Source organism: Paraburkholderia sacchari, assembly GCF_000785435.2.
Lineage (GTDB): Bacteria > Pseudomonadota > Gammaproteobacteria > Burkholderiales > Burkholderiaceae > Paraburkholderia > Paraburkholderia sacchari.
In genome coordinates this window covers 783767-810565 of record NZ_JTDB02000001.1, presented here as the reverse complement: position 1 = coordinate 810565, position 26799 = coordinate 783767, and the positions used below count along the sequence as shown (strand labels likewise).

Below are 26799 nucleotides of genomic sequence, written 5' to 3'. Positions count from 1 at the left end.
GGGGGCCGCCCGCCAGTGCGTAAAGCCGGCGGCCTCCACGTCGATAACGCGCGCATCATCCGTGCCCGAGCGGAAAATGATCGGCCGAGATTCGCGCCACCAGCGGCAGATGATCGGACGCAACGCGCGCTTCGCCGGTGCGATGCACGCGCACGCTCATGAGCCGCCTTACCGGGTGCATCCAGATGCGGTCCAGCGCGAACACCGGCCACCATGAAGGAAACGTGGCGGGCGCGGGCGCGGCGCGAAAGTGCTCGGTCAGCAGGCGCAGCGCGTGCCGCCACAGAAACCACTCGTTGATGTCGCCCGCAAGAATCACCGGCAGCGAAGGCCGGTCGAACGCGGCAAGCAGCTGGGCGATCTGCGCGTACCGCTCGCGCCGGCTCAAGCCGAGATGCGTCGCGACGACTCGCAACGGCTCGCCGCGATACCGGATATCGACGTCGAGCGCGCCGCGCGGTTCGCGGCTGCCAAACGAAAGATCGATCGCGCGCGTCTCCGTAATGGGGCAGCGCGTGAGCACCGCGTTGCCGAAGCGCCGCGCGGGCATGTCCAGCGTCGGTCCGGCCACCGCCTGCCAGCCTGTTGCGACGCTCAGGACGGCCAGCACGTCGAAGTGGGAAGCGCCGCCCAGCGGCACTTCCTGCAAGGCGACCACGTCCGCATCGATCTCCTTCAACACCCGGGCGATACGATCGGGCGCGTATCTGCAATCCGTGCCCACCGCGCCGTGAATGTTCCAGGTGACGAGGCTCAGCGGGGCTTGCGCGGGCGCGTTCATTCGCGCGGCCCCAACAGACGCTGCAGCGCCAGCGCAAGCCCAACGAGCAGCGCGCCGATGGCGGCCAGCAACGCGATCGTGGCCGGCCCCGGATGACGCACGGCGGCGGCAAGCTGGTGCGCGAACAGGGTGCCCAGCACGATGCCGGGCGTCATGCCGATCAGCGTGCCGAGCAGGTAGTCGCCGGGCGCGATATGCGAGGCGCCCGCCGCGAGATTGACGAGCGAGAACGGGGCGAGCGGCACGACGCGCAGCACGACCACGGCGGCAATGCCTTGACGCGCGAGGCGTTTGGAGAGCCGGTCCAGCCGCGAGCCCGCATGCCGCCGCACCGCGTCCCGGCCCGCCCAGCGGCCGATGGCGTAAGTGACGAGCGCGGCGAGCAACGAGCCCGACAACGCATAAAGGCTTCCCGCGAACGCGCCGAACAAGAGCCCCGCGCAGACGATCAGCACGGTAACCGGTACCGACGCGACCGCCGCCAGCGCATAGGCGCCAATCACGAGCAAGGAACCGAAGGGCGCCGCCGCGAGCGAGCGCGCCGCCTCGCCGATGCGCGCAAGGCTCACGAAGCGCGCGAGCGGTGTGTAGTGCCAGGCAAGCGCCATTGCGGTTGCCAGCAGCGCGCACAAGCCGAGCACCAGCAGGCGCGCGGTAATCGAACGGCCGCCGCTGCCCGGCACGAACTCGCGCACCACTTCGTCGGGCACCGCAGGCCGTTCGGGATCGACCACCGCGCTCTCCGGGACCCACTGATCCAGTGCGGGCGAGACGCGCGGCTCGAGCATGCGCAAGCTGCGCTCGCCCTCGGAAAAGCTCGCGACAACGCGATGAATATCGCCGTCGAACTGCGCGAACGCTCGCTCCACTTGCGAGCGTTGCGCGCCCAGATGCTCGGCGAGCAGACCGTTGCGCACCGCTGCGATGACCGCGCGCACGCGCTCATCGCCGGCGGCCTCCAGCGCGATGTTGCATTCGGTATCGAGCACCATCGAGCGGTTGTTGAGGTTGGCGCTGCCGATCACCAGCAATTCGTCGTCGACCGTCATCAGCTTGCTATGGACGTTGATGAACGCGTTGCCGAGACCAGCGGCCCATGGCGCGTAGAATCGTAAGCGATCCTGACGGTCTGCCTCACGCAGCCGTTGATACAGGCGCGCTCGCAGCGTGCCCATGGTGGCCGATTGCAGCCACCCCGTTTGCCGGCGGGGCAGCACGGCGGCGACGGCGGGCGCGTCGGGCTGTACGAGCCGTTGCGCGAGCGCGTCGCCAATCGTGCTCGACGTGAAATACTGGTTCTCGATATAGATCGTCTTGCGCGCGCTGCCGATCGCGGCCCGATAGAGCGCGCGGATGTGCTGGCAGCCCGCGTGCCCTGCATGCGGCGCGGCCGTGAGCGCGATGCCGAGCCAGACGTCCTCGATGTCCGCGGCGAAGCCCGGCGGCCACGGGTCCGCTGCGTCCTGCGCGCAAGGCCCGGCGGCGTTGCCCGCCGTCGTCCGATGGGCCGGTGCATGGCGCGCCGCAGCGTTCGCGAGGACCCAGCGCTCCTGCGCGAGCACGCTCACGATGCGCGCGGCGTCGCCATCGAACATGGCCTGCACATCGTGAACAGGGCCATACGGCTGTCGCAGCCCATTGCAGCGGCGCGGCTCGCAAGGTGCGTGCGCGCGCGTGTCCCAGCGCGAGCGCGTGAGGTCGATCCCGCCCACGAATGCGAGCCGCTCGTCCACGACCACGACCTTCTGATGATGCGACGCACCCGGCGGATGCTGCCCGTCGAGCCGGAATTTCAGGCGTCCGCCGCTGCGCCAGTCAAGCTTGTAAGCGGGCAGCCATTCGCGCTCGAACGCATAGAGCATCGCGAAGTCCCAAGCGAGAATGCGCACCCGCAACGCGGGGCGCGCAGCCACCACGGCCGCGAGAAGTTCGCCCAGCGCGTCCGGATAGCCATCGCCCGCCCCACCCGGCACCAGTTTGACGCGGCTGTCGATGTCCCAGCCCACGATGGTCACGCTGCGCTGCGCGCGCACGATGGCCGCGCGAACGGCGGCGAAATAATCCTCCGCGTCGACCAGCAGCCGCATGCGTGATGCGTGACGAATCGAGTGACACGTCTCGCCAGGACGCAGCAGCCGCGAATGCGAGGCGGGCCCGGCCGTGGCGCCGGTCGCCTTCGCGTCCTGTTTCATCGGGTACTCCTCGTGTACGGACGCGGCAGCGGACAACGCCAGTCATCCGGCCACGTCGTGCAAGCGTTTTCCGCAACAACCGTGCCCGTCGATAGCATGGAACATGGGAATAGGCATTGCGCCCTCCTCTCTCACAGCGCGTCGACGAGGAACTTGCGATGTCGGGATCAAAGCAAAGACGCGGGCATAAGTGATGCTCTCGATAGGCGAGGACACCGCGGCGCTCGCTGGCGCGCTGATCTCGTTCGCCGGCATTGGCCTCGCAATGCTGACTGGCCTCGCCGTATTCGATTCGCTCGCCAGCATCGGCGTGGGCATCGTGATGATGATGACGGCCACCGTGTCGCTGCGGGAGATCAAGTCGCTGATCGTCGGCGAGGCCGCACGCGCGCACGATCGCAAAGCGATACGCAGGTGGCTCGAAAAGTGTCCCGAGATCGAGCATGTCGTGAGCCTCGTCGTGCTGCGCTGGTCGGACAGCTTCGTGGTCGCCGTGCAAGCCACGCTCGTCGAACACCGTAGCGCCGACGACCTCGTGCGCACCATCGACCGGATCGAGACCGCGCTGCACGAGACCTTTCCTGCCGCGCGGTGGATTTTTTTCGAGCCCGAATTGAGCGAGCCAGGCGAGCATCCGGTTTAACCAGGCCCGGCGCGTCAACTACCGCGCAAGCGTCGCAGCATCGCCGCGCCAAGGCGTTGCCGCGCGTTTGCGTAGCCCTCCCAGGGATCGCCCTCGAGCGCATCGAGCCGCTCGTGCAGGTTCGCGACGGTCCATTGAGCGCCTCCGGTGGTGGCGTCGAGCTCGTCCCAGCGCAATGGCACCGAAACGCCAAGCCCCGGCCGCGCTCTCGGCGCGTATGCCGCAATCGTGCTGGCGCCGCGCGAGTTGCGCAGATAGTCCACGAAAATGCGTTTCTTGCGGTTCGCTTCCCCCATCTTCGCGCTGAAACGATCGGGCAGCATCGCGGCCATATGATCCGCGACGGCGCGGGCAAACTCGCGCGCCTCGTCCCAGCCCGAATGGCGTGAGAGCGGCACGACCACGTGCAGGCCTTTGCCGCCGCTTGTCTTGCACCACGCCCGCAAGCCGAGTTCTTCGAGCAGTTCGTGCGTCAAGCGCGCCGCCTCGATCATCCGGCTCCAGTCAAGCGCGGGATCGGGGTCGAGGTCGAACACGATGCGATCAGGCCTTTCCATCGCTGTAGTCAGCGCGTTCCACGTATGCAATTCGACCGCGTCCATTTGCGCCGCCCCCACCAGTGCTTGCGCGGTGTCGAGCGTCAGCAGCGGCGCATGACCGGGATCGAGATCCGCGTGCTGCGTGGCGTGAGGAATCTGCATGGACGTAGCATGCTTTTGAAAGAATTGCTCGCCGCCTACGCCCTTGGGCGCGCGGACGATCGCCACTGGCCGCTTGTGCAGATGCGGCAACAGCCAGGGCGAAATCGCCTCGAAATAGCGCACGAGATCGATTTTGCGCAGGCCGCTTTGCGCGTCGATCACGCGCTCCGGATGCGTGATCCGGACGCCGGCCACTTCCGTCTCATCGCGCGTAGCGTGTCTGCCGCCCCGCGCCGACGACGACGACGCAAGCGCCGGTGCATCCGCCTTGCTCGCCCCCCGGCGCGAGGCGGAGGCGGCTTTCACGGGCTGCGATTGCGGTTCGCGCACGATCGATTCAGGCGGCTTGTCGCGGCGCAGCCCGACAAACGATGCCTGGCGCACCACGCCCGCGCTCGTCCAGGTCTTGAAGCGCACTTCGGCGACCAGTTCCGGACGCACCCAGTGCACGGTGGCGCGCCGCTCCGCCGGGGGCACGCCCGCGAACGGCGAGGTTTTGCTCGAATGCGCCTGCAATTCGCGCGTGAGCGACTCGAGAATCCTGGTGTCGAAGCCGGTTCCCACGCGCCCGGCGTATCGCAAGGCGCCATCCTCGTAGACGCCGATGAGCAGCGCGCCGAACCCCACCCTGCTGCCCGACGGTTCCGAATAGCCCCCGATCACGAATTCCTGACGCCGCGAGCAACGCAGCTTGAGCCACGCGGCGCTGCGCGTGGACGTGTAAGGGCTGTCACGCCGCTTGGCGACGAGCCCTTCGAGATTCGCTTCGCAGGCCGCTTGCAGAAGCGACTGTGGATCGCCTTCGAACGCCTCGGAAAAGCGCAACGCCGGTTGAGCGGCGTCGTTCAGCAGCGCGGCAAGCTGCGCGCGGCGCGTTTCGAGCGGCTCCTTGCGAAGGTCCGCGCCGTTCAGCCAGGGCACGTCGAAAAACCGGAACTCGATGGCGTCCGCGCGCCCCGCTTCGAATGCGTTCTGCAGCGCCTGAAAATTGGGCACGCCGTGCTCGTCGAGCACCATGGCCTCGCCGTCGAGCCAGGCCGATTGAAGATCCAGCGCGTGTAGCGCCTCGACCTGCTTCGGGAACTTCGCGGTCCAGTCGAGACCGGCGCGCGTGAAGACGCGCACGTCCGGCTTGCCATGCGCATCCTGCTCGATGCGAGCGAGGACGCGATAGCCGTCGAATTTCAGTTCGTAGAGCCAATCGTCTCCGTTCGGCGGCGCATCGGCCGGTGTGGCGAGCTGCGGCGCAAGCTCTGCCGGCAGCGCGGCCCGCGCGCCTGGCTTCGTTGCGCGTGACCGGGCATCGGGTTTGCTGGCTTTTTTGCTCTGGCCGTCTGCGGTTATGCTGAATTCCGCTTCACTGACCGCCTCATCGTCTCTGCGCTTGATAAGCAGCCATTGATCCTGCTTCGCATTGCCACTCGGGCGGCGCACCAGCGTCCAGTTGCCGTGCAGCTTTTGGCCGTCGAGACTGAAGTTGAGCTTGCCGTGCTCATAGCCATCGCGCGCGGCGCGCAGTCCGCCTTCGGGCCGCCATGTGCCGCGATCCCAGATCTCGACGGTTCCGGCGCCGTAGTTGCCTTCGGGAATGCGCCCCTCGAAGCTGCCATAGGCGAGCGGATGATCCTCCACATGGACCGCAAGCCGCTTCACGGACGGATCGAGGCTCGGCCCCTTGGGCACCGCCCAGGACTTGAGCGTGCCGTCGAGTTCCAGACGAAAGTCGTAATGCAATTGCCGCGCGTCATGGCGCTGAATCACGAACGAAGCCGCGCCGCTCCGGCCGCTCGCCGCCTTCCCGGCCCGGCCGCCTTGCGTCTTGCGCGGCTTCGCGCGGCCCGGCGGCTCCGGCGTGGTCTCGAAGCGGCGCTTCGCTTCATAGTCCTCCAGTTTGTGCTTCATTGGCTTGCCCCTGTTGGATCCCTCAAACGACGGTGGGTCCAGGGCATTGCGCACGACTCGTGCCAGGCGCCGCGCCTTCAGTGCTTCAAAAAGTCGATCACCATGCGATTGAACGCGTGCGCATGCTCCCATTGCGCCCAGTGGCCACAACGGTTGAACACGTGCAGTTGCGCGTTCTGCATGCCAGCCAGCAGGCGCAGGCCGATATCCATCGGCACGAAACGGTCGTCGCGGCCCCAGATCACCAGCGCAGGCGCAGCAATTTCGCCAAGGCGCGGGCCATAGTCGCTGAACTGTTTCGGGAACGCGGCGAGGCTCTTCACGAAGTTTTCCAGGTGGTCGCGACGCGCGAGCATGTTTTCGAGGCGGGTCTGCATCAGCTCGTCGGTGAGCGCGCTCGTGTCGTAGACGAACACGTTCATCATGCGCTTCAAGTTTTCGATCGTGGGCTCGCGATAGAGACCTTGCAGCAGCTTGATGCCTTCGGTGGGCATTGGCGTGAAACTGCTCGGGCCGCCGGTGCCGCCGCCCATCAGCACGAGCTTGCCCACGCGCTGCGGGTTCGCGAGTGCGAAGGCCACCGCGCTGTGCCCACCCATCGAATTGCCGAGAATATGCACGCGCTCGATGCCGATTGCGTCGAGCAAGCCCTGGAGCACGCGTGCGTTCAGGTCCGAGCGCGAACTCGTGCAAACGACCGGGTCGCTCTTGCTCCAGCCCGGGCAGTCCATCAGGATCACGCGGTACCCGGCCGCGACCAGCGGCTCGACATTGCGATTGAAATTGGCCCAGCCGCTCGCGCCCGGCCCCGAGCCGTGCAGCATCACGACCGTTTCAGCGCCCTCGCCCGCGTCGTTGTAGTGAATCTGGAACTCGACCTCGCCGTCCTTCACGCGAGCGAACTTGCTTGTCGAGGCTTCCGTGATTGTTTGTGCAGTACCCGTCATGATGACCATCCTCTAAAACGTCATAACCACGCAGGAGAAGGCCCATGCCTTCTCCCCTTCGATTTCAGGCGCCTTGTGTGCCTGGCGCGCCGTGCTGCTTGAATGCGCCCACCACGCTGAGCGCGGCCAGCGCCGCGATCACGACGAGCGGAATGCTCGAGCCCACGAGCATCGACGGGCTCTGGCCAAGCGCGAACAACTGGCCCGCCACGAGCGGCCCGAGAATCGAGCCGAGGCGTCCCACCGCCACGGCGGCGCCCACGCCCGTGCCGCGCACTTCCGTGGGATACGCATGGCCGGCAAGCGCGTAAAGCACCGACTGGCTACCCACGATAAAGAAGCCGCACAGCAGACCGCCGAGCGCCGTGGCGCTTGCGCCCGCCGCACTCGCGAGCACGGTGAGCGCGGCCACGATGCCCACATACATGCCGATTACCGCGCCACGGCGGCCAAAACGATCCATGATGGTTGCGATCGCAATGGCACCGATGCCGCCGCCGATGTTGAACAGCATCAGCACGAGATTCGACTCCACGCGCGTCAGGCCGCGCGCGAGCACCATCGAGGGCAGCCAGTTCATCAGGAAGTACAGCACGATCAGCGTGCCGAGGTAGCTGATCCACAATGCGATGGTTGTGCGTGCGCGGCCCTGATGCCAGAGCGCTTGCGCTACGCCTGGCGTGCCCTGCTTCGCGACGGCGGACGCCTTCGCGGCCACGAACTGCTGCGATTCGCGCAGGAACAAGCCGAGCAGCGGCACCATCACGATCGGGCCGAGGCCGCCGACATAGAACACATGGCGCCAGCTCGTATCGCCCGTCCCCAACATGCCGATCACGGCTGCGATAGCCGCGCCAAACGGCATGCCGCAGTACATCGCGCCGACCGCCGTGCTGCGCTGCTGCGGGCCTGCCGCCTCCGAGCACAGCGCAATCAGGTTCGGCATGGCCGCACCGAGACCCAGGCCCGTGAGCAGACGCGCGACCAGCAGGCTCTCGAAGCTCCACACCATCGTCGTGGCCAGCGAGAAGAGCCCGAACAGTGTGACCGACCACATGAGCACGCGCTTGCGGCCAAAGCGGTCGGCCAGCCGGCCGCCCAGCGCCGCGCCCGGCAACAGGCCAATCGCGCCCGCGCTGAACGCCCAGCCCATTTGCGCCACGGCGAGATGAAACTCCTTCGCCATGCGCGGCCCGGCTACGCCCGCCGATTGCAGGTCCAATCCTTCGAGCAGCGCAATCGCCAGGCACAGGGCAATCGTTGCGCGGCCGCTCGAACCACTGCCTCCAGCATTACTGTTTCGCGACGTCATAAAAGTCTCCGTATGTATAAGCGAGCCGCTCTTTCCGGCGGCTATCCATGACAACGCCGCGTACCGCTCGCAGGCGGTGCGCGGCGCACCTGATCAGGACTGCAATGCTCCGAGGCGATGTTTCAGATCGAGCGCCACATCCACGATCATGTCTTCCTGCCCGCCCACCATCCGGCGCTTGCCCAGTTCGACGAGAATATCCACCGTCTTCAGGTCGTACTTTTTCGCGGCCACTTCCGAGTGGCGCAGGAAGCTCGAATAGACGCCTGCATAACCGAGCGCGAGCGTCTCGCGGTCCACGCGAACGGGGCGGTCCTGCAGCGGGCGCACGATATCGTCGGCGGCGTCCATCAGCGTGTAAAGGTCAGTGCCGTGGTTCCAGCCCATGCGCTCCGCCGCGCCGATGAACACCTCGAGCGGCGCATTGCCCGCACCCGCGCCCATGCCCGCAAGCGAGGCATCGATGCGGTCGCAACCTTCTTCCACCGCAACTATCGAGTTCGCCACGCCGAGCGACAGATTGTGGTGCGCGTGCATGCCCGTTTGCGTTTCGGGCTTGAGCACCGCCTTCACCGCGCGAAAGCGATCGCGCACGTCGTTCATCGTGAGCGCGCCGCCCGAGTCGACCACATAGATGCAGGTCGCGCCATAGCTTTCCATCTTCTTTGCTTCGACGGCGAGGTTTTCCGGCGTCGTCATGTGGCTCATCATCAGGAAGCCCACTGTGTCCATGCCCAGTTCGCGCGCGTATTCGATGTGCTGCTTCGAGATGTCGGCTTCCGTGCAGTGCGTGGCGATGCGCACCACGCGAGCGCCCGCGTTGTACGCGGCCTTCAGGTCATGAATCGTGCCGATGCCGGGCAGCAGCAGCGTGGCGATCTGCGCATGCGTGACCACGTCGGCCACGGCCTCGATCCATTCGAGATCGCTATGCGCACCGAAGCCGTAGTTGAAGCTCGAGCCCTGCAGGCCGTCGCCGTGAGCGACTTCGATGCTGTCCACCTTTGCCTTGTCGAGCGCGCGGGCGATGTCCTGCACGTTCTGGATCGCGTACTGGTGCCGAACGGCGTGGCTGCCGTCGCGCAGCGTCACGTCGGAGATATAGAGTTTCTTGCCTGGATTGTTCATCGCCTTAGGCTCCTTGCACGCTCAAGAGCGTCTGCGCCATGCGTTCGGCGGTGGCGAGCGCGGCGGAAGTCATGATGTCGAGATTGCCTGCATACGCGGGCAGATAGTGCGCGGCGCCTTCCACTTCGAGGAACACCGACGTTTTCAGACCGCTGAATTTGCCAAGGCCTGGAATGTTGAGCGGCGCGTTCGCGGGAATTTCGTCGAACTGCACCGTCTGCTTGAGGCGATAGCCCGGCACGTAGGCGTGAACCCTGGCCACCGTCTCTTCTATCGACCGCTCGACCTTCTCTCGGTCAACCATTTCGGATAACGTATAAACCGTGTCGCGCATCATGACCGGCGGCTCCGCCGGGTTCAGCACGATGATCGCCTTGCCCTTCGCCGCGCCGCCCACCACTTCGATGGCCTTCGAGGTCGTTTCGGTGAACTCGTCGATGTTCGCGCGCGTGCCGGGGCCCGCCGACTTGCTGCTGATCGATGCGACGATCTCCGCGTAATGGACCTTCGCCACGCGCGACACCGCGGCAACGACCGGAATCGTGGCTTGGCCGCCGCAGGTGACCATGTTGACGTTGAGCGCGTCGATATGCGCGTCGATGTTCACGACCGGCACGCAGTACGGGCCAATCGCGGCGGGCGTGAGGTCGATCACGCGAATGCCCGGCTTGAGCGCGCGCAGCAGCGCATCGTTCTTCACGTGCGCGCCAGCGGAAGTCGCGTCGAACACGAAGTCGATGTCGTTGAACACCGGCAGGCGCGTGAGGCCGACCGCACCTTCATGCGTGGTCGCCACGCCAAGGCGCGCGGCGCGCGCGAGGCCATCGGAGTTCGGGTCGATGCCGACCATCGCCGCCATCTCCAGATGCCGGCTGTTGCGCATGATCTTGATCATCAGGTCCGTGCCGATGTTGCCGGAGCCGATGATCGCGGCCTTGAGTTTTTCGGAAGCCATGTGAATTCCTGTATCAGGCGGAGAAAGTTGCGCGAACGCTGCCGAGGCCGTCGATCTGCGCGGTATAGGTGCCGGGTTCCTTCACGGCGGCCATGGGCCCGAGCGCGCCCGTGAGCACCACGTCGCCCGCACGCAGCGGCGTGCCGAGCTGGACCATGCGGTCCGCGAGCCACACGGCGGCGTTGAGCGGATTGCCGAGGCACGCTGCGCCGTTGCCGCGCGAAAGCACTTCGCCCTCGCGCGAAAGCTCCATCGCGCAGGCCGCGAGATCGATCTGCGAGAGCGGCACCGGGCGGCTGCCCACCACGAAGCGGGCGCTCGAGGCGTTGTCGGCCACGGTGTCGACGAAGCGGATGTCCCAGTTCTGGATGCGGCTATCCACCACTTCAATCGCTGCGAGCGCATACGCACTGGCGCGCAGAATATCGACGAACGTGTGTTTCTCGTGCGTGAGGTCGTGCTCCAGCACGAGCGCGATTTCCGCTTCCACCTTCGGCTGGATCAACTGCGAAAGCGGAATCGCTTCGGCGTCGCCATAGGCCATCGAAGCAAAGAGTGCGCCGAAGTCGGGTTGATCGACGCCAAGCTGTTTTTGCACCGCGAGCGACGTGAGGCCGATCTTGCGGCCCACGATGCGCTCGCCATTCGCTACGCGCAAATCGACGTTGGCCTGCTGTACTGCATAGGCCGTGGCGATATCGTCTATTGCGATCTCGCCGCGCACCGGCTCGATTGCGTTGCGCGACGCTTCGGCTTCGCGCAGGCGCGCGGCCAGCGTGGCAACCCGTTTCGAATCTGACATGATGTTGCTCCGGAGTCCGTATGTTCTGTCAAGCCGCGTCTGGCGCGGCATGCATGGTGGCGAAACCCGCGATCCATTCGGGAATCTCGCGGTAGTAGTCAAGCGTCGCGCGATACGGGCCATAAGCGGCCAGCGCCCCGAACGCCGCAACCCACGTGCGAATCTCGTGCGCCGACTTGCCGCCATCGCGCGTGATAGCCGCGTTGGTCATGCCGTCCACGGCGGTGAGTTCACCCGAGGCGAGCTGCTCGAGAAATGCGCGGTCCCATGCGGGATTGAGCGGATGCAACGGGCTGTCGCCGGCCGTGAACGACTTTGCGGCGGCAACGGTGCGCGCCTGGCGTGCGGCGCGCGAATCGGGTGAGGGGTTGCGTCCAGCGATCAGGCGTTCGGCCACATCAGGCGTCGCGCCAAACAGTTCCGGCACCGGCGGCTCGTGCGATATGCCGCCCGAGCCCACCACGAGCACGCGCTTGTCGTTGCGCGAGAAGAAGCGGCCTATCGCATCACCCAGCAAACGCGCGCGGCGCAGCGTCGCCATGGGCGGCGCCACGGAGTTGATGAACACCGGAATCACAGGGTACCGGTCAAGGCCGCCGGTGAGGACTTCGAGCGCCTGCGCGCAGCCATGATCGACCTGCATGCGGTACGAAAGCGACACGTCGATATCGGCATCGAGGACGTTTTCCGCGAGCGTATGTGCGAGCGCTTCGGGTACCGGCAGCGTACCCGCCATGCTGTTGAAGTCGCCGATGGCCTCGGCGCGCGCGCCGATGCAGAACGGCGGCATCACGTCGTAGAAGAAGCCGTTGAAGTGATCGGGTGCGAACGCAACGATCAGATCGGGTTTGAACGCTTCCACGCGTTCGCGCGCGGCGCCGCACACGCGCTCGACCTCGGCCACGACTTCGGGCGCGGGATCGAAATAGCCGTGCAGCGGCGTATGCGACAGACATTCGAGGTGAATCGGCATGCTCATGCTCCTGCGGCGCGCGCGACGGCAACGCCGCGCGCGGGACGGTTTTGCGGCGCGGCTGCGCCAGCTTCGCGCAGCGCCGATCCAGCGGCGTCGGTCATGCCGAGCTTGTCCGCAAGCTCGACAATCGCGCCGGAGACCTGCTGCGGCGTGCAAACGCCCGCGACAAAGCGGTCCGGACGCAGCAGCACGACCGACTCCGGCAGACAGCTGAACCACGCTTTCAAACGCCCCTGCACGTCGCCGAGCGCGAGCACGCCCTCGGGCACGTCGTCGGCGTATTCGAGTTGCACGTCGGGCTTCGCGAAGACGAAACGGGCGCCCAGCCGCTCGCACAGCGCGCGTGCTTGCGGCGTGAGGCCGAAGGTCGGGTCCGCGCCCCAGGCGAGCACCGCAAAGCCGTTGCCGATCGCATCGTCGAGGCGCACCACGCGGCCATCGGCGAGACGCACGCGCGGCTGGATGAACATGCGGCCCACCGGCGAAGCGGCGAGGCGGTCGCGGCCATACGCGAGACGGCCGATCAGCGAGTCGCGCTTCTGGCTCATCAAGCCGAGCAGGCGGCCCGGCGCCGAATTGCCCGAGCGCTCCAGCATGCGCGCGAACCAGCCGCCGGTTTTTTGCGGCGGCGGCAGCAGCACGACGCCCGCTTCATAACGCGGCATCGGCTTGAAGCGCATTTCCACGAAGTAGCGCTTCACCGATGGGAACACGTTCATCGAGCGCACGAAGGCGTCGCGAAAGCGCGCGCCAAAGCGCGTGGTCGGCGCGAAGATGTCGCCCGCGACTTCGGAGAGGTGGATCATCGAGCGCGCATGCGCGCGGCGCTCCACGGTGTAACTGTCGAGCAGGCGGCCGTCGGCCTGGCCCTTCGCGACCATCGCGAGCTTCCAGCCCAGGTTGTTCGCGTCGCGAATGCCGCTGTTGTAGCCCTGCCCCTGCCACACGGGCATGATGTGCGCCGCGTCGCCGGCGAGCAGCACGCGGTCCACGCGGAACGTTTCGGCCAGGCGCGCGTTGTGCGTGTACACGCGCTTGCGGATGTAGTCGACCTTGTCAGGGTCGGCGACCACCTTGCGGATCAGCGCAGCCATGTTTTCGGGCTTCGAAAGCGCCTCTTCGGTCTCGCCCGGCATCACCATGAATTCGAAGCGGCGAATGCCGTGCGGCAGCGCAGCCGATACATAGGGACGCCGATGATCGCAATGCATGTAGACGTGCGGCGAGCCTATCGGGTCGTTGCGCACATCCACCACGATCCACTGATTCGGCTTCGTGCGGCCTTCGAAGGGCACGTTCAGCGCGCGGCGCACGAAGCTGTTGCCGCCGTCGGCGCCCACCATGTACGCCGCGCGAATCGTACGACGCTCGCCGTTCGCGTCGCTCACATCGATCGTCACGCCCTGCGCGTCCTGTTCGAACGCATCGACGGAGTGGCCGAACAGCACTTCCACGTTCTCGAACCGGTCGAGGCCGTCGTAAAGCACACGGTCCGCGAGCGGCTGGATGAAGGCGTTTCGACGCGACCAGCCGAACTCGTCGGTGCGCGGCTCGATCGAGGCGAAGCAGTGACCGTCCTTCGTGACGAAGCGCATCCAGTGGTCGGGCGTGGTGTGCGGCAGCAGCGCGTCGGCGAGGCCGATCGACTGGAACACGCGCAATGCTTCGTCATCCAGACCAATGGCGCGCGGGTAGTCGATGATCTGGTCGAGCTTCTCGACCAGCGTGACACGCACGCCTTGCAGGCCGAGAATATTGGCGATGGTGAGGCCGACCGGGCCTGCGCCGATGATGGCGACGTCGGTGGCAATCTGGCGGGGGCGGATCGGATCCGCCGCCTGGGCGAGGGGGGTGTTCATGTGTCTCCTTCTCGCGCGACGTGTGCGGTCGCTGCGGCTGCTGACAGGTCGTGCCTGAAAACGGATCACCCGGTTGAACGTTTGTCGAAGCCCGGTGAATGGAAGCGAGTCTAGGTTCCACCCGTTGCGCGCTCAACATTTTTAGAGAAATGTGCATAGAATGCACATAGTTGATTTTTAAGGCGTTTTCCAATGACGAAGTATGCAAACGTGCGCGGGCTCGCGCGCGGTCTCCAGGTGCTCCAGGCGCTCAACGCCATGGAGAACGGGCGCGCGACGAGCCAGCAGCTGAGCGAGGCCACGGGCCTGCACCGCACGACGGTACGGCGCTTGCTGGAAACCCTGGTGGAAGAGAAGTTCGTGCGCCGCAGCGCTTCGGACGACAGCTTTCGTCTGACGATGAACGTGCGCGGCCTGAGCGAAGGCTTCACCGACGACGAACTGATCGCGACCATCGCGCCGCCGATCATGGCGCAGATGCTCCAGCGCACGGTGTGGCCTTCGGACCTCACCACCCCCGACGGCGATGCCATGGTGATTCGCGAAACCACGCACCGCTTCAGCCCGCTTTCGTTTCACCGCGCGATGGTGGGCCGCCGCCTGCCCATCCTGCTCACGGCCGCGGGGCGCGTGTACTTCGCGACGTGCCCCGAGGCGGAGCGCGAGGACATTCTTGAATTATTGCGCGCGGGCGCGGGCGGCGAGCAGCAGCAAAAACTCGCGGCGGACCGGGCCTTCGTCCGCAATCTCGTGCGCCAGACACGCGCGGACGGCTTCGGCTCGAATCACGGTGACTGGGCGGACCAGCGCAAGATCGGCGCGCTCGCCACGGCAATTGAGGCGCACGGGCGGGTGCTCGCGAGCCTCAATGTGATCTACCTGGAGCAGGCCATCAGCCCGGCCGAGGCGGTGCGGCGCTTCGTGCCCGAATTGCAGCGCGCCGCGCAGGAAATGGTGGCGGCGCTCGAAGCGCAAGGAAACGCCGTCTTCTAGCATCCGAACCTAAAACCCCGCCGATGTTTGCATTTATCGCGGCTTGCCGCTGCACTCGACCGGCCGTGCCTCGAGCAGGCGCGCGAGCGCGAGGCCGCCTTCGCGCATGATCGAATCGTGATTCCAGCGAAATGCCAGCCGCACAGGAGGCGCGAGCGCGAGCGTGTTCATCCAGGCGCGGGTCGTCCTGACATGCCAGTCATAGCGCACCACCGTGCGGCTGCCGTCGGCGGCGAAATGCCAGCGGCCCACGCCTTCCAGCTCGCCGCTGGCCTCCCCCTCCAGCGCAACGAGCGGCGCGACGCGCGTTACGCGCACGTCGATGATCACGCGATAGGGAAGCACCCCCTTCCACGTATAGCGATGCACGGCGCCCAGGCCATCGGTTTCACCGGCCTGCAACTCGCGCACCGCTTCGACGTTCTTCCACCACTTCGGCCAGTTGATCGAATCGTGGACCGCGTCCCACACCTGCTGCAGCGGCGCCTCGATGCACCACAAAGTGGTCAAACGGAATTCCGCCATCGTTCTCCTCCCCCTTGCCTGCGATACGCTCACGCGCATTCACAGGCAGGCCCGGCACGTGCGCATAGGTCTGCGCGAACATTGCGTGGCGCAAAACCGTGTTCAAGGACTACCCTTTAATCCACGTCCGCATATGTTCGAGTATAGGAGGCACGATGCGCATACAGGTAATCGGCGCGCGCCGGAGGGGGCTCGCGCTTGCGGCGGGCGTCGCTGCGCGATGAGCGACGCACCGCCACCGGGCCGCGATCTCGTTGCCGACGCACGGGAACGCTTCAATGCGCTCGCAAACTATAAGGTCACGCTGAAATCGATATCGGCGGGAACGGAAGCGGTCGAGGTGCGCTATGCCTGGCGCAAGCCGGGCTTCGTCCGGATGGACTTCATCCGCCCGCACGCCGGCGCGACGCTGACCTACAGCCCTGAATCAGGAAAGGTCAAGCTTTGGCCGTTCGGGTTCGACACGTTTCCGAGGCTCATGCTGAACCCTGATAGTCGCGTGATCCAGAGCCCGCAGGGTCATCGCATCGACCAGTCCGATATTGGTACGCTGCTCCTGCGCGTGCGTGAGCTTCAGCAGCATGGCGACACGCAGATCGTTGGCGTCGAGACTATCGGCATGCGCCGGGCGTCGCATGTGATCGTGACGTGCGAGCCCGGACGCCTGATAGCCGGCATATTCCGCTATGAGTTGTGGTTCGATGTGGTCCATGGGCTGCCGGTCAAGGTCGCGAACGAGGACGCGTCAGGCAAGCCGATCGAAACGGTGTTGATGGAGGATCTTCGTATCGACTTGCCAGCGTCGCAACTCGATTCGTTTGGCTAGCCTCATTTCGACTTCCTAAATTGATAACCGTAAATCCTGGCCGATGAAGGCGGAAAACACCCCGCATCGACCAGACGTCAATCCACCTACTGCACCGTGATAGTTGCCTTCATGTACGGGTGGATGCCACAAAAAACCTTATAGACCCCCGGCTTGTCGAACTTGAACTGAAAGGTATCGTCCTGGTCGAGCGCCGCGGAGTGGAACACGCCTGCGTCGTTGACGATCGAGTGCGGCTCGCCATCCATGTTTTTCCAGGTCACGGTCGTGCCGGCCTTGACCGTCAGGGACATCGGCGAAAACATGAAATTTTTGATGACGATCTCGTCGGGACCCTGGGCGCGCGCGGCAGGCGACGCCGCGGCCAATGCCACGATGAGCATCCCGCTCCAAACCGAGGGAATGAAAGTACGACGAAGGAAAGCGGATAGCATGGCTTCGATCCTTGTTCAATGAATGAATAGCGTCCTCAGGCGAGTGTCGTGTCGGTAAGCGACGCGGCGAGCGGGTGGCGCGAGATGCTGATGCTGGTTACGCCAAGCATCTTTCGCAACTGATCGCCTGGCACTACAAGCGGCCCGGGTCCGGGACCGTTGCCGGCCGTCGGCTGCGGATAGGCGGTCGAGCGCGCGGTATGGAACGTGATATTGCCCTCCACCTTCGAAACGATCTGATGAATATGACCGTTGATGACGGTGACCGAACCGAAGCGCTTCAGATACTCCATCGCCTGGCCCGCATCGCCGGTGCCCCAGCCCCAGGGTTCGTAGATCGTCCACATCGGCATGTGCACGAACACCACGATCGGCGTGCTGGACGTGCGGCCCTTCAGATCGTTTTCCAGCCAGGCAAGCTGGTCCTCGCCCAGACTTCCCAGCCCGTTTTGCTTGAAATGCATCACGTTGACGAGCCCGACAAAATGCACGCCATGGCTGTCGAAGCTGTAATAGCCCCGGTTGCCTGACGCCTGCCCGAAGCGCTTGAAGTATTCGCCTTGCGGTCCGTCTGTTACGTCGTGCTCGCCCGGCACCGTGTGCAACTCCGTGACGTTCAGCCCGGAGAGCAACTGGGACGCGAGATCGAACTCCGCCGGTTTGGAAAGATGGGTGATATCGCCCGTGTGAATCGCCAAGGCAGGTTTGACCGGCATGGCGTTGACGTAATCAATCGTCTGTTTGAGGGTGCCCGCAACATCGGGATTGGCTTCCTTGTTAAAGCCAATATGCGAGTCGCTGATCTGCAGGAACAGCGGAACGCCGGAAGCCGCCGACTTGTCCTCGGTGCTGGCAGCAAGGGCTAGCTGCACGGGCGTGAGGACGCCTCCGGCGAGGACAAACACGGTGCCCGCGCCCCCGAAGGCGAGACATTTCAGGGCATGGCGGCGCGACGGTTGGGAAGGAAGATCTGACGACATGATGTCCTCTCGGCTGGGTTCAGGAAGCCGCCCGCCGGTTCGATCCGGAGCGCTTCCAGGGCGGGTTTCAAGTGCAATACCGCCCATGCCGCCGCTTTATTCCCGATCCCGCACACGAATTGGGGGCGGCGTCGCGGCGAGGATCCAGGTACTTTCAAGGAGCGGTCAGGAACGGAATGCAACGGATCACGCGCTTCAGGCAGGCGCGTTATGCCGACGCGGACGACAAACACGCGCGATTGCCCCAGGTCCCACGGGCGGGACTGTGTGCTATCCTGGCGGCATGCGACCTGCAATAACCTGCTCGCCAACCGGGCTGAGCGGAGAAGATTTGGATGGATGAGAGAAAGCGCGAAAGCATAGTGGCCTATCTGCGGCGACGGATGGCCGAATTCGGTATTGAGCCTCAGGACATCGCCAGTTCAATAGCGGCTGACCAGGAGCGGATGCGTTCGGTGCGTTACAGGGACGCCTTTGGGCATACCTGGGACGGCGAGGGCGCCCCGCCTCAGTGGGTTGTTCAAGCGACGAGCGCCGGGCAATCCCTGGAACATTTCTCGATTAACGGGAAGCCAACGCAAGAGTCGGCCAAACGCGACGGCGTGGACTGGCGCAATGACCCATTTGCCGGTACGAGATTGGCCACCCAAAAAGCGGAGCGGCTGGGCGTCGCCTGAGAGTTACGCTGGCGCGTAGTGCGATGGCACGAGCCTTGTCGCCGCTCGTGCGGCCATGTCTGACGAATCCGCAGTTGATCCGGCTGTGCCAATCTTGATACCTTGCACGATATCGGTCTGAGCTACAAAACGGCCCCGGTTCCGTGGATGGCCTCAAGCAGGTTATCGCGACGCAGGCCTATGCTGCATACTCAAGTTCAAGATACCCAAAGCCCCCAGAGCATGGCCGCAGACCTCGCACATTCCTGGTTGACGCTCAGTCCCGCAGTCGCCGCCGCAAAGGCCGCCGGTCGCCCGCTAGTCGCACTGGAGTCGACCATCATCGCCCACGGCATGCCCTACCCCGAGAACGTCCGCACCGCGCGCGAAGTGGAAGCGCTGGTGCGTGACCTGGGCGCCGAACCCGCGACGATTGCATGCATGAGCGGCCGAATCCGCATCGGTCTTTCCGACGACGACCTGGAACTCCTCGGCAGCGCGGCGCAGGTACTCAAAGTCAGCCGTCGCGATCTGCCAGCAGTGCTCGCCAGCGGCGGACTCGGCGCCACGACGGTGGCTGGCACGATGATATGCGCCGCCCTGGCCGGCATCGAGGTCTTCGTCACCGGCGGCCTTGGCGGCGTGCATCGCGGCGCGCCGGAGACCTTCGATATCTCCGCCGATCTTCAGGAGTTGGCGAGGACATCGGTGGCCGTGGTCTGTGCCGGCGTGAAATCCATTCTGGATATCGGGCTCACGTTGGAGTATCTGGAAACGCATGGCGTGCCGGTGCTCAGTTGCGGGCAGGACAATTTCGCTGCGTTTTATACGCGGGACAGCGGCTATCGCGCGGATTTCAGGCTGGACGACGCAGCGGACCAGGCGCGTTTCATCCGCACCAAGTGGGACCTGGGCCTCGCGGGCGGCGTGGTGTTGAGCACGCCGGTGCCTGAAGCCGCAGCGATGCCGGGCGAAGAGATCGAGGCCCTGACCCGGCAGGCGCTGGCCGAAGCGCAGGCACAAGGCATTACCGGCAAGGCCGTGACGCCCTTCCTCCTCGCACGCATCAAGGCGCTAACAGGCGGCCGCAGCCTGGCGACAAACATCGCGCTCGTAAAACACAATGCCGAAGTCGGAACGAGGCTGGCGCTCGCGTTGGCAGGCGCGGCACATGGGGCGGGCAAGGAGTAGGTCGTTGAGGATGGCAACATACGCCGGTCTCGCGATACACTTTTGCGATTAGACGCCATCGTTTTAGCGCTTCGTTCGTGCCGCCAGGTGTTCACGCCAATCCGGACAATCCGTGCTAAAACGCGACCGCTGCCGAATGACGACGCGCGGCAAGCCAGATGCGTGGGGGACACACAACCATGGAAACGATGCTGCCCACGGGCGCAATGAGCGGCTATTTCGACGTGGCGCGGCGGGCTGGATTGAACCCGGTCGAACTTGCTCAGGAGGCCGGCATCGACGCTGCGGCGCTCGCGAATCCGGACGGGCGCATTCCCGTTGCCGCCGCCTGCCGGGTGCTGGAACGCACGGCCGAAAAGGCATCGTGCCCGACCATCGGGCTGCAAATGGCCGAAACGCGGCAGAAGTTCGGCACCGGCCTCATCAACGTTCTGCTCGCGCACAAGCGCACGCTGCGCGATGTGCTGCTCGCCGCGGCCGAATACCGACATCTGCTGAACGAAGCGCTCGCGATATATGTCGAGGACGCGGGTGAAACGGTGACCATCCGCGAGGAACTGGTCGTCGATGCGGGCATTCCGACGAATCAGGCAATCGAACTCACTGTGGGCGCGCTCGCGCGCCACGCCAGCGCCCTGCTTGGCAGTCGCTGGAAACCCCGTTCCGTTCATTTCGTTCATCAAGGGCCAGCCGACCTCACGTTTCACCGCCGTTTCTTCGGCTGCCCGCTGCAATTCGGCAGCGACTTCAACGGCCTCGTATGCACCGCCGCCGACCTCGACTACCCGAACCCCGCCGCCGACCCCGAGCTGGTGCGCTACGCAGAGAGCCTCGCCGATTCGCTCAAGGTGGCGGGCGTCGACTCTGTCGCGCTCGAAGCGCGCAAGGCGATCTATCTGCTGCTGCCGCTCGAACAGGCCACTGCTGAGCGAGTGGCCGCGCATCTGCATCGGAGCGTTCGCACCATGCAGCGCCAGCTTGGGCTCGCCGATACGAGCTTCACGCGCCTCATCGAGGAAGTGCGCTCCGAGCTGGCCGTGCGCTACATGAATAACCCGCGCTATCCGATCGGGCGGGTTTCCGTCCTGCTTGGCTATTCGCAGCAGGGCTCATTCACGAACTGGTTCAGCGCACGCTTTGGCATGACGCCACGCGACTGGCGCAATAGCCGCCTCAAATAATGGAAGCGGGTTTCCAGTGCTTTCAGATCCCATACTGGTGTTAACACCGAGTGTCACGGAATAATAAAACTCTGGCGTCAAATCATAAAAATATGACGCGGGATTGGCGTATTGTGCGTAGCAACGCATGAATATCCATCCTTTAGAGAGACCTTATGAACGAGCTTTCCGGTTACGACTTCGAAGACTTGAAACCCGGTATGGAGGCGAGCTTCGCCAAAACGATCACCGAAGCAGACATCGTGCTGTTTGCCGGCGCGTCGGGGGATAACAACGCCGTCCATCTCGACGAAGAATTTGCGCGGGGCACGCAGTTCGGCGGCCGCATCGCACACGGCATGTTGACTGCAAGCGTGATCTCCGCGGCGATCGCGGGCCGGCTGCCGGGACCGGGCACGGTCTATCTCGGGCAGAACCTGCGCTTCAAGGCGCCCGTCAAGCCCGGTGATACGGTTCGGGCAACGGTGACAGTCCGCGAACTGATTCCGGGAAAATGCCGCGTCGTTCTGGATACCGTGTGTACGGTGGCAGGAAAAGTGGTCATCGATGGCGAAGCCGTGGTCATGCCGACATCACTCGGGAAGCGCAGTAGCGCCGAGTTGAGCGTGGTGGCGCGATAAATACCAACGAGAGCGCAAATGACTACTCAATCCAATGTGTCGGAAGTCGCCGTTCAGGCGTGGTCCAACGCAATGCTGGACTTCATGAAGATGTTCTCCGGCGTCGCATTGGTTGCAGACACGCTTCCGAGCCCGCAACTCGACGCGAGCACGCAATACCTGCAACAAAAGCTGACGCTCTGGGCCGCCACGTTAACCCGTTCCGTCGGCATGGAAGCGCCGCCTGCGATCAGCCCTGAGCGGCACGATCGCCGGTTTCAGGCAGACGAATGGTCGAACAATGCCTGGTACAGCTTTCTCAAGCAGAACTACCTGATCAACGCGCGCCTTCTCGAGCAGTGTGTCGAGGCGGTATCCCTCGATGACAAGGAAAAGCAAAAGCTGCGCTTCTTCACGCGCCAGTTCATCGATGCGGCCAGCCCGGCAAACTACGGAATCACGAACCCGGAAGCCCTGCGGACGGCGCTGGAGTCCAACGGGGAAAGTCTTTTGGATGGCATCGCCAACCTGCAGGAGGACTTCGCTCGCAAGACCATTTCCATCACCGATGAAACCGCTTTCGAAGTGGGCCGCAACGTGGCCGTATCGGAAGGTTCAGTCGTATTCGAGAACGATCTCTTTCAGTTGATCCAGTACGCACCGCTAACCGCGCAGGTCGCGAAGCGGCCATTGCTGATCGTGCCGCCCTGCATCAACAAGTTCTACATTCTCGATCTGCAGCCCGAGAACTCGTTTGTGCGCTTTGCCGTCGAGCAGGGGCAGACTGTATTCATGATTTCGTGGCGTAATCCCGACGCCGATCTGGCACGCACGACCTGGGACGACTATCTGGAATCCGGCGTCATGCAGGCGATCGACGTGACGCTGGCGATTACGGGCGCGGACAAGGTCAACACCGTGGGCTGGTGTGTGGGCGGCACGCTCCTTTCGTCGGCGCTGGCGGTGACGCGTGCGCGCAACGAAGACACGGTCGCGAGCCTGACGCTGCTCACGACGATGCTCGACTTTACCGATCCCGGCGATCTCGGTGTTTTCATCAACGAGCCAACCGTTTCGCAGCGGGAACTGACGATCGGGCACGGCGGCATCTACTCGGGCCGCGAGCTTGGCTTTACGTTTCAGATGCTGCGCGCCAACGACCTTGTCTGGCCTTATGTCGTCAACAATTATCTGAAAGGCAAGACGCCGTCGGCGTTCGATCTTCTTTACTGGAATGCCGACAGCACCAATCTGCCGGGACCGATGTACACGTGGTACCTGCGCAATATGTATCTCGAGAACAATCTGCGCGTGCCCGGCAAGCTGAGCATGTGCGGCGTGCCGGTGGATCTCGGCCGCATCGACGCGCCCGCCTACGTGCTGGCCACGCAGGACGATCACATCGTGCCGTGGCAATCGGCATGGCGCAGCACGCAGCTGCTTGGCGGCGACGTGAACTTCGTCCTCGGGGCTAGCGGTCACATTGCCGGCGTCATCAATCCGGCGGCGAAGAACAAGCGCAGTTATTGGGCCGAAGGCGATCTCGACAGCGATGCGCAAGGCTGGCTGGCCTCTGCGGAGGAAATGCCGGGGAGCTGGTGGAATCATTGGGCCAGCTGGCTGGCGAGTCACTCGGGCGGCCGGGTCAAGGCTCGCGCGCGACTTGGGAATCGCAAGCACGAGCCGTTCGAGCCGGCACCGGGCCGCTATGTCAAGGTGCGGGCGGACTGAGCAACGCGGCATGCTCGAGTCCGGCATCGACGGTCCAGCCGACTTCGGGATGGCCGTCGCAGACTGATCCGCTGCGCATCCGTGCGTGCGGTTTGGCGCCGGGAGGGCTGCATGCACGCTCGCTGCCGGCTGCGAAACGGCTCATACCCGTTCGCGTTCAACGCGCCAGCGAATTCTCTCTGCTGCGAAAGATGAGCGGCCGCTCCTCCACCTTCCCCGGTTGCCGGGCGAACTGCACCGTCTGCACGACCTGTTCGTGATGCGGTGACTTTTCGCATACTGGATCGGCCGCTGCCGGGTCACCGGTCAGCATCCAGGCCTGGCAGCGGCAACCGCCATGATCGGTGTGGCGCTCGTCGCAATCGCGGCATGGCTCGCGCATCCAGGCGTGGCCGCGAAAGGCGTTGAATGCGTCGCTCTCGTACCAGATCTGGCTGATGGGCATGTCACGCACGTTCGGCAACACGAGTCCCGGCAGTGAGCGCGCCGCGTGGCAAGGCAACGCGGCGCCGTCTGGAGCCACGCCAAGAAACACCGAGCCCCAGCCATTCATGCAGGCTTTGGGACGCCGCTCGAAGTAGTCGGGCACCACGAACAGGATCTTGCAGCGCCCGCCAATGCGCTCGCGATAGCGATTGACCGTCTCTTCAGCCTCGACAAGCTGTTCCGCCGTCGGCATCAACTGGTCGCGGTTGAGCATGGCCCAGCCGTAGTACTGCGTGTTGGCGAGTTCGAGGTAATCAGCGCCCAGATCGAGCGCCATCTCGATGATCTGCGCCACATGCGGCAGGTTGTAACGATGCAGGACGCAGTTGAGCACCATCGGATAGCCATGCGCCTTGATGAGCCGGGCGGCCTCCTGCTTGAGGGCGAACGTGCGCGTGCTAGTCACGAAGTCGTTCAGTTCGCGCGTGGAGTCCTGCAAGGACAACTGAATATGATCGAGTCCAGCCAGTTTCAGCCGCTCGATGCGCGCCGCGTTCAAGCCGATGCCCGATGTGATCAGGTTGGTGTAGAAGCCGATTGCGCGCGCATGCTCGACGAGCATCTCCAGATCGTCGCGCTGCAGCGGCTCGCCGCCGGAGAAGCCGATCTGCGCCGCGCCGAGTTTGCGCGCGGCGCTGATGACTTCTATCCAGGTGTCGGTGTCGAGTTCCGCTCCGTGTCGTGCATAGTCGACCGGGTTGTAGCAGAAGGCACAGTGCAGCGGACACCGGTACGTCAATTCGGCAAGCAACCACAATGGCGCGCCAGGACGGGTAGGTTCGCGTAGCATGTCAATCCAGCCAGCCGCGCTGTCGCGCGTGATCGAGAAAACGGTAGACGTCGGGCGCAAGCTCGGCAGTGCCGAACAGCCGCTCGAGCTCGCTGATGATGTCGTCGAGCTCGTGCGCGCCGTCGCAGCGCGCGAGTATTTCGCCGGCGCTCGTATTGAGCTTCACCATGCCCTCCGGATAGAGCAGCACGTAGGCGTCTTGCGCCACCTCCCACTGCAGCCGGAAGATGCCTCGCAGGCGGGGGCGCAGCGGCACGCCGCTGTCCGCGTCACTTGTGTTCATAGGGGCCAGGCCTTTTCGACCGCATCGAGGATCGACCAAAGAATATCGAGCTTGAACTGCAGGATGTCGAGCGCACGCTGCTGCGCTTCGGGCGTACGGAAGTGGGTCAGCGTCACTTCGAGGCCGTGATCGACGTCGCGTTGGGCAAGCGGCACGCGGCTGCGGAAATAGTGCAGCCCGTCCGGCTCGATCCACGGATAATGCGACGGCCAGCCGGCGAGTCGATCGAGATGGATCTGCGGCGCGAACATCTCCGTGAGCGATGAGCACACCGCTTCCTGCCACGGCGCGCGGCGCGCGAAATTCACGTAGGCGTCCACAGCGAAGCGTACGCCAGGCAGCACGAGCGACTGGCCCCACATCGTCGCGGAGTCGATGCCCACCGCTTCGCCCAGGCGCACCCACGCATCGATCCCGCCCTCGCCTTCGGCCTGGCCGTCGTGGTCCACGAGCCGCTGAATCCAGCGCCGGCGCGTGGTGCGGTCCGGGCAGTTCGACAAGATCGCTGCATCCTTGAGCGGAATGTTGATCTGATAGTAAAACCGGTTCGCCACCCAGCCGCGGATCTGCTCGCGCGAGCACTTGCCGCTATTGAGCCGCTGATTGAACGGGTGATGGATGTGATAGCGCGACTCCAGCGCGCGCAGCCGCGCCTCGAATTGAGCTGGCGTCCATGGCGCGTCGTGCAACGCCTGCGTGGTGAGCTGTGCGTTCATCTTCATACCTGCAGAACCATGCCGTCGTGCGCGACGTCGATGCCGCGAGCGCGCAGTTGCGCGTGCTCATCGGAATGCGGGTCGAGAATCGGATTGGTGTTGTTGATGTGCGTGAGAACCTTGCGCGTACCGCGCGGCAATGCTTCGAGCCAGTCGATCATGCCGCGGCGTCCGACTTCACCGCATTGCGCGAGATGCCCCATATCGTCCGCGTGTTTCGTCGAAATACCCAGATCTATCATCTCCGTAGCAGTCCAGAACGTACCGTCCACGAGCACGAGATCGGCGCCGCACATCGTGGCATGAATCTCGTCCTGCATCTGCGCGAGGCCCGGTGCGTAGAAAGCCCGCGTGCCTTTGATTCGATCTTCAATCAGGAGGGCGATATTCGTGCCGTCGATGCTGCTTTGGCGAAATGGCGAATAAGGCGGCGCCTTGCCGTCGACAGCAATAGGTGTAAATCGCAAACCCTCGCACGCGGAAATCGTAAAGTGCTTTCCTGGCACAATCGCATGCGTTTGCACGCCGCAGTAGTGACCGAGCAGCGGCACGAGCGGCAGCCCGGTCGAGAGATCTTCCAGCACGGGGGCGCACGCATAGAGTGGCAGTGGCGTGGTGCGCTCGCGCAGCATCAGCAACCCGGTCACGTGATCGATCTGCGCGTCGCTCAGCACGACCGCCGCGATGCCGCTGTCGCGCAGGGTCCGCGCAGGCTGCAGGTCGGGATGCGCGCGCAACTGCGAGAGCAGGTCCGGAGACGCGTTGACGAGGATCCAGTCGACGCCGTTGTCGCTGACCGCAATCGACGATTGCGTGCGTGGCAGCACATCGCCGGAACGGTTGCGCGCGCTGCGGCAGTTCGCGCAGTTGCAGTTCCATTGCGGGAGGCCGCCGCCCGCGCCCGAACCCAGTATCTTGATCTTCATGGTCGTTGCTTCCGGGTGCCGCCCGCCACGCCGTTCGGGCGCTGCGAGCGGCGGGCCCCAGCCCGCTTAGCGATTGGCGATATACATCGTGATTTCAAAGCCGAAACGCAGGTCCGTGTATGACGGGGTGGTCCATTGCATGACATGTCTCCTTGTGTGCAATTGATTTGCGATTGGATGGAAGAACCGCACTTGATGCGCGGCCGGTTCCTTCGAAGCAAGGTGCGTGCCGATGGCGATAGATGAAGCGTGCAAGCTGCATTAGCGGGGCTTCGCGCGAGCAC

At 64.6% G+C, this 26799-nt stretch carries 26 protein-coding genes; 8 read left to right on the top strand and 18 right to left on the bottom strand.

From position 1 onward, the window contains the following. Positions 1 to 55 precede the first annotated feature (55 nt). Positions 56 to 781, bottom strand: a complete 726-nt coding sequence (locus NH14_RS03650; RefSeq protein ID WP_035521441.1) for an endonuclease/exonuclease/phosphatase family protein — start codon at positions 779 to 781, stop codon at positions 56 to 58. Further along, on the bottom strand, positions 778 to 2973 hold the full coding sequence (locus NH14_RS03645; protein WP_035521443.1) for a VTT domain-containing protein: 2196 nt from the start codon (positions 2971 to 2973) through the stop codon (positions 778 to 780). The genes NH14_RS03650 and NH14_RS03645 overlap by 4 nt, the downstream gene beginning before the upstream one ends. A gap of 190 nt (positions 2974 to 3163) precedes the next feature. Between NH14_RS03645 and NH14_RS03640 the strand changes: the two genes are divergently transcribed. Next, a complete protein-coding gene (locus NH14_RS03640) occupies positions 3164 to 3616 on the top strand; it encodes a cation diffusion facilitator family transporter (protein WP_152617048.1) in 453 nt (150 codons plus the stop codon). Positions 3617 to 3630: 14 nt separating this feature from the next. Here the strand turns inward: NH14_RS03640 and ligD are convergent, their stop codons facing one another. From ligD to NH14_RS03600, 8 genes are all read right to left on the bottom strand, one after another. After that, positions 3631 to 6219, bottom strand: coding sequence for a DNA ligase D (gene ligD, locus NH14_RS03635; RefSeq protein ID WP_035521445.1), 2589 nt, complete (start codon positions 6217 to 6219; stop codon positions 3631 to 3633). 77 nt (positions 6220 to 6296) lie between these two features. Beyond that, on the bottom strand, positions 6297 to 7166 hold the full coding sequence (locus NH14_RS03630; protein WP_035521874.1) for an alpha/beta fold hydrolase: 870 nt from the start codon (positions 7164 to 7166) through the stop codon (positions 6297 to 6299). Positions 7167 to 7230: 64 nt separating this feature from the next. After that, complete coding sequence (gene mhpT / locus NH14_RS03625; protein ID WP_035521447.1) at positions 7231 to 8478, bottom strand: 3-(3-hydroxy-phenyl)propionate transporter MhpT; 1248 nt, start codon at positions 8476 to 8478, stop codon at positions 7231 to 7233. A 93-nt stretch (positions 8479 to 8571) separates the two neighbouring features. Continuing rightward, positions 8572 to 9606 (bottom strand): 4-hydroxy-2-oxovalerate aldolase, encoded by a 1035-nt coding sequence (dmpG, locus tag NH14_RS03620; protein WP_035521449.1) that lies wholly within the window; start codon positions 9604 to 9606, stop codon positions 8572 to 8574. Between the two features lie 4 nt (positions 9607 to 9610). Beyond that, positions 9611 to 10561: an acetaldehyde dehydrogenase (acetylating) gene (locus tag NH14_RS03615; RefSeq protein ID WP_035521451.1), complete on the bottom strand. Its 951-nt coding sequence runs from the start codon at positions 10559 to 10561 to the stop codon at positions 9611 to 9613. 13 nt (positions 10562 to 10574) lie between these two features. Beyond that, the gene (gene mhpD / locus NH14_RS03610; RefSeq protein WP_035521453.1) at positions 10575 to 11363 is read right to left on the bottom strand and encodes a 2-keto-4-pentenoate hydratase; all 789 of its coding nucleotides are present in this window, start codon (positions 11361 to 11363) and stop codon (positions 10575 to 10577) included. Positions 11364 to 11391: 28 nt separating this feature from the next. Continuing rightward, entirely contained in the window at positions 11392 to 12336 is a 945-nt protein-coding gene (locus tag NH14_RS03605) for a 3-carboxyethylcatechol 2,3-dioxygenase (RefSeq protein ID WP_035521455.1), read from the bottom strand. A gap of 2 nt (positions 12337 to 12338) precedes the next feature. Further along, the gene (locus NH14_RS03600) at positions 12339 to 14198 is read right to left on the bottom strand and encodes a bifunctional 3-(3-hydroxy-phenyl)propionate/3-hydroxycinnamic acid hydroxylase (protein WP_035521457.1); all 1860 of its coding nucleotides are present in this window, start codon (positions 14196 to 14198) and stop codon (positions 12339 to 12341) included. A gap of 192 nt (positions 14199 to 14390) precedes the next feature. Between NH14_RS03600 and NH14_RS03595 the strand changes: the two genes are divergently transcribed. Further along, complete coding sequence (locus NH14_RS03595) at positions 14391 to 15191, top strand: DNA-binding transcriptional regulator (protein WP_035521459.1); 801 nt, start codon at positions 14391 to 14393, stop codon at positions 15189 to 15191. Positions 15192 to 15224: 33 nt separating this feature from the next. Here the strand turns inward: NH14_RS03595 and NH14_RS03590 are convergent, their stop codons facing one another. Then, positions 15225 to 15716: an SRPBCC family protein gene (locus tag NH14_RS03590; RefSeq protein WP_035521460.1), complete on the bottom strand. Its 492-nt coding sequence runs from the start codon at positions 15714 to 15716 to the stop codon at positions 15225 to 15227. Between the two features lie 220 nt (positions 15717 to 15936). Here NH14_RS03590 and NH14_RS03585 point away from each other — a divergent pair, with 220 nt between their 5' ends. After that, the gene (locus NH14_RS03585; RefSeq protein WP_035521463.1) at positions 15937 to 16542 is read left to right on the top strand and encodes a LolA-like protein; all 606 of its coding nucleotides are present in this window, start codon (positions 15937 to 15939) and stop codon (positions 16540 to 16542) included. Between the two features lie 86 nt (positions 16543 to 16628). On the opposite strand, the gene NH14_RS03580 is transcribed toward NH14_RS03585, so the two are convergent. Together NH14_RS03580 and NH14_RS03575 are read right to left on the bottom strand one after the other, a co-directional pair. Continuing rightward, entirely contained in the window at positions 16629 to 16925 is a 297-nt protein-coding gene (locus NH14_RS03580; protein ID WP_152617064.1) for a cupredoxin domain-containing protein, read from the bottom strand. Positions 16926 to 17011: 86 nt separating this feature from the next. Then, positions 17012 to 17956 (bottom strand): metallophosphoesterase family protein, encoded by a 945-nt coding sequence (locus tag NH14_RS03575; protein WP_035521466.1) that lies wholly within the window; start codon positions 17954 to 17956, stop codon positions 17012 to 17014. A gap of 335 nt (positions 17957 to 18291) precedes the next feature. Here NH14_RS03575 and NH14_RS03570 point away from each other — a divergent pair, with 335 nt between their 5' ends. The 5 genes from NH14_RS03570 (at position 18292) to phaC (ending at position 23314) form a co-directional block, all read left to right on the top strand. Then, positions 18292 to 18633, top strand: coding sequence for an H-NS family nucleoid-associated regulatory protein (locus tag NH14_RS03570; RefSeq protein WP_035521468.1), 342 nt, complete (start codon positions 18292 to 18294; stop codon positions 18631 to 18633). A 222-nt stretch (positions 18634 to 18855) separates the two neighbouring features. Further along, entirely contained in the window at positions 18856 to 19803 is a 948-nt protein-coding gene (locus NH14_RS03565; protein WP_035521469.1) for a pseudouridine-5'-phosphate glycosidase, read from the top strand. Between the two features lie 179 nt (positions 19804 to 19982). Next, the gene (locus NH14_RS03560) at positions 19983 to 20984 is read left to right on the top strand and encodes an AraC family transcriptional regulator (protein ID WP_035521470.1); all 1002 of its coding nucleotides are present in this window, start codon (positions 19983 to 19985) and stop codon (positions 20982 to 20984) included. Between the two features lie 155 nt (positions 20985 to 21139). Continuing rightward, entirely contained in the window at positions 21140 to 21604 is a 465-nt protein-coding gene (locus NH14_RS03555) for a MaoC family dehydratase (protein ID WP_035521472.1), read from the top strand. Between the two features lie 18 nt (positions 21605 to 21622). Next, the gene (gene phaC, locus NH14_RS03550; protein ID WP_035521474.1) at positions 21623 to 23314 is read left to right on the top strand and encodes a class I poly(R)-hydroxyalkanoic acid synthase; all 1692 of its coding nucleotides are present in this window, start codon (positions 21623 to 21625) and stop codon (positions 23312 to 23314) included. Positions 23315 to 23471: 157 nt separating this feature from the next. On the opposite strand, the gene pqqE is transcribed toward phaC, so the two are convergent. The 5 genes from pqqE to pqqA form a co-directional block, all read right to left on the bottom strand. Continuing rightward, on the bottom strand, positions 23472 to 24590 hold the full coding sequence (gene pqqE / locus NH14_RS03545; protein WP_035521476.1) for a pyrroloquinoline quinone biosynthesis protein PqqE: 1119 nt from the start codon (positions 24588 to 24590) through the stop codon (positions 23472 to 23474). A 1-nt stretch (position 24591) separates the two neighbouring features. Further along, positions 24592 to 24873 carry a pyrroloquinoline quinone biosynthesis peptide chaperone PqqD gene (gene pqqD / locus NH14_RS03540; RefSeq protein WP_035521478.1) on the bottom strand — a complete coding sequence of 94 codons (282 nt, stop codon included), beginning with the start codon at positions 24871 to 24873 and terminating at the stop codon, positions 24592 to 24594. After that, positions 24870 to 25595: a pyrroloquinoline-quinone synthase PqqC gene (gene pqqC, locus NH14_RS03535; protein WP_407947114.1), complete on the bottom strand. Its 726-nt coding sequence runs from the start codon at positions 25593 to 25595 to the stop codon at positions 24870 to 24872. The genes pqqD and pqqC overlap by 4 nt, the downstream gene beginning before the upstream one ends. Then, a complete protein-coding gene (gene pqqB, locus NH14_RS03530) occupies positions 25592 to 26515 on the bottom strand; it encodes a pyrroloquinoline quinone biosynthesis protein PqqB (RefSeq protein ID WP_035521483.1) in 924 nt (307 codons plus the stop codon). The genes pqqC and pqqB overlap by 4 nt, the downstream gene beginning before the upstream one ends. A gap of 66 nt (positions 26516 to 26581) precedes the next feature. After that, on the bottom strand, positions 26582 to 26656 hold the full coding sequence (pqqA, locus tag NH14_RS03525; RefSeq protein WP_006485436.1) for a pyrroloquinoline quinone precursor peptide PqqA: 75 nt from the start codon (positions 26654 to 26656) through the stop codon (positions 26582 to 26584). Between the last annotated feature and the right edge of the window lie 143 nt (positions 26657 to 26799).